Origin of the sequence: Hymenobacter terrenus, from assembly GCF_000972495.1 — a bacterium.
In the GTDB taxonomy this organism is placed as follows: Bacteria; Bacteroidota; Bacteroidia; order Cytophagales; family Hymenobacteraceae; genus Hymenobacter; species Hymenobacter terrenus.
The window spans coordinates 1-2,701 of the sequence record NZ_LATM01000085.1 but is presented as its reverse complement, the minus strand read 5'-3'; the positions used below and the strand labels follow the sequence as shown (position 1 = coordinate 2,701).

3 protein-coding genes are annotated in these 2,701 nt (G+C 55.0%); 1 reads left to right on the top strand and 2 read right to left on the bottom strand.

Annotated features, from left to right (window positions below; genetic code table 11):
* Window positions 1-412 precede the first annotated feature (412 nt).
* Window positions 413-1,042, top strand: coding sequence for a hypothetical protein (locus tag WX88_RS26485; protein WP_046247449.1), 630 nt, complete (start codon window positions 413-415; stop codon window positions 1,040-1,042).
* Between the two features lie 305 nt (window positions 1,043-1,347).
* On the opposite strand, the gene WX88_RS26480 is transcribed toward WX88_RS26485, so the two are convergent.
* Both WX88_RS26480 and WX88_RS31140 read right to left on the bottom strand, forming a co-directional pair.
* Window positions 1,348-1,701 carry a hypothetical protein gene (locus WX88_RS26480; RefSeq protein WP_156176486.1) on the bottom strand — a complete coding sequence of 118 codons (354 nt, stop codon included), beginning with the start codon at window positions 1,699-1,701 and terminating at the stop codon, window positions 1,348-1,350.
* A gap of 12 nt (window positions 1,702-1,713) precedes the next feature.
* On the bottom strand, window positions 1,714-2,701 hold a 988-nt coding region (locus WX88_RS31140), incomplete at its 5' end, for a hypothetical protein (RefSeq protein WP_046247447.1).

Sequence of the window (2,701 nt, the reverse complement as noted above, 5' to 3'; positions counted from 1 at the left end):
ACATTCGCCCAATCCTCAAATTTTGCTAACTCAAACAGCTTCTTACCAGAAAGACTTGCTGAGATTAAAGAGCCAGCTCGAAATGCTTCTGGCCAAACCCCGGGGTGCGCTAGTAAGCCAGATGGAACGAGCCTTTCCACTTCCTGAACCTCAGACTGCGAGTGCTCGATAAAGGCTACCGCTCGCCTGGCAATGAGAATTACAGAGATACCCGCTAATTCCTCAAATGGGTTGAAGGTCTGATAGACCTATCGACTTGCTTTAGCAGTCACTCTGAGCTGCTAGCTCCAAACCGGCAGTCAAACAGGAATCAGTTACTCCTCTTCTATAAATCCATCCCGCATAAGAGTCAATTCATGGCGAGGCTGGCACTACCTTTCAGCTCTCCTTCACCTTACCTCATCAGAACGACATGGGCTTAACTATTGGAGTCAACGTACTGGCTGACTTAAAAAAACATGATACCGAAGGCTACGAATGGATGAAAGTCGAGCTCGAGCGCGTGAACAAGCTGCTGCAACAAAATAACCTGCCACCCCATCAGGAGCCGGAAACGCTGTTTGCCCGGGTGGGTCGCCCGCCGCTGGGCAACTTCTCGTATTCGTGGCTTCACTATCTGCGCCGCGCCGTGGCGTACCAAATCAACGATGAGCCGCTGACGCCCAGCACTGGTCACCCCGAACGTGATGTGGTACTCGATGCAGAGCTCTGCATGTTTCGCTCCCACCTCATTTGCCATTCCGACGCCGAGGGCTTTTACTTGCCCATTGATTTTGAGGAGCCACTTTTTGACGACGAATCCGCCCAGGTGGCCGGAGGAATTGTCGGCTCCAGCTTCGGGTTGCAACGCGAACTCCAGGCCGTGGCCCCGCTGCTCAGCATCGCATTGCCCAACGGAGCACCTTCAGAAACCCTGGCCGCGCAAATAATCAGCGAACCCGAACGGGGCCATCCTTTCTGGATTGAGCGCTTCGTCTGGCTGGCGCTTTACGATAGCGTCAAATTCAGCCTGCGGCACGGCAGCGCCATTGTGTTTGGGTAGCGCCAGGCACCGCAGCAGTTCATGAGCCAGCGAACGAACGGCGGCACACCCGCCGTAGCTTGCCCCGTTTTCGCCAAGTTCGGTGCCGTCCCCGCCCCCCCATCGGCCCGTCCTTCTTCGACAATTTGAAAATGGCCGAGGTGCTGGCCGGCGAAATCATGACTATTGTTATTTGCCGTATTGAGCCATAATCTCCCAGCCCGGATTTTCTGCTCGTAAGCGCTTCATTGTGTCTCTGTTGCCGTACGAAAAAATCCCACCGGCTACAGTAGGATTTTCATTACCAGGTCAACGATTACCGGACTTTAGCCCAAGAAAAGTTCCAGTTCCCCGGAAGACAAGTCGTTGGGATTAATAGCTTCCAATGCGGCAATTAATCTAGCGATGCTGGTGGTAATATACTCGTATTTTTCATCATCTGGCGTGTAGTAGCGCGGAAATGCTGCTTGTAGCTGGCGGAGTTCATCTAAGACCTCAGGGAGGTTTTCTGCGTCCAAATCAATACCAGGTGATATAATGTGCAGCCAAGGATACCCTTCTTTTTCAATAACGGGGTACCAGTATTGATAGAAAAGCTTCTCAGTCGAGACAGGCACCTCCCAAATGGCTGGTTCCAACTCACTGGTGGTGGAGGATTTGAACATTAGAGCGACTGACATAATTTTTATTGTTTAATTTTTACCGTACTGACCCGTAAACTTCCAACCTGGATTTTCTATCCTCAACCGCCTCATGGCGTCCTCTGTTGCTGCCCGTACCTCAGGGGTGTCGGCATCAATGCGGAAATGCAACCGGCGAAAACCCCGGATTTGTTCGATGTCTGGGGCGGGCTGAGGATAGGTGTACTTGGCGATTCTGAGCGCTTCGATACGGCTCTTTGTTTTATTGTAAATGTGCTTCTCGGCCCACTCAGCAGCAGTTTGCGAATGTAAACCGGTTTTGGGGTTTACATTCAGTAGCCCCGTCGCAGTTTTATCCTCAATAAATATCTTTTCATTTAGGTTGATACCATCGAATTCACCAACTGACTCGTTACGCAAACCAGCCAAATGAATGCCCTGATAATCCGGTACAATAGTCCGCAAGTGCGCCTCGCGCAGCTGCTCATCCAGCCCATCCAGGTGAATCCCCCTCACCTTGGCCAGCAGCGCCAGATACTCGGCCTGCTCCTGCTTGGTGAGCTGGTCCAGCCGTTGCAACCGTTCCAGCTCGGCCAAGCGCAGCGCGTCCTTGGGCACCACGGGCGGGTGCTGCGGGATGCCGGGCGCGTGGGCGGCTTGCGGCAATAATAACAAGCCCGCCAACATAGCCGGGAAGCTGGCACCCGCTTCGAGCACGCGGACCATCCCCGCCGCCAGCCGCGTCCAGACCGATTCCTCGACCAGCGCCTCCACCACCTTGGGCAGCACGGGCACCGGCTTGGGGACGGGCACCGGCGGGGGCGTTTGGATAATCGGTGGCACGTTCAGATAGGCGTTCGGGCCCCGGCCGCGCTCCCAGGTCCAGCCGTCGGGGTCGGAGAGGGTGAAATGACACACGTAGGCCCCCAGGTGCTCATTCCCGGACTCAAACTCCTCCCGGTAGCCCACGCAGTAGGCGGCTTGGAAAGTAAGCGTCTCGACGGCGACGCCGTTGTCGAGCACCACGAGCCGGGCGGGC

Excerpts from the sequence above, each read along its gene's own strand:
- WX88_RS26485 (WP_046247449.1), top strand. The coding sequence starts at position 413 with ATGGGCTTAACTATTGGAGTCAACGTACTGGCTGACTTAAAAAAACAT.
- WX88_RS26480 (WP_156176486.1), bottom strand. The coding sequence starts at position 1,701 with ATGTCAGTCGCTCTAATGTTCAAATCCTCCACCACCAGTGAGTTGGAA.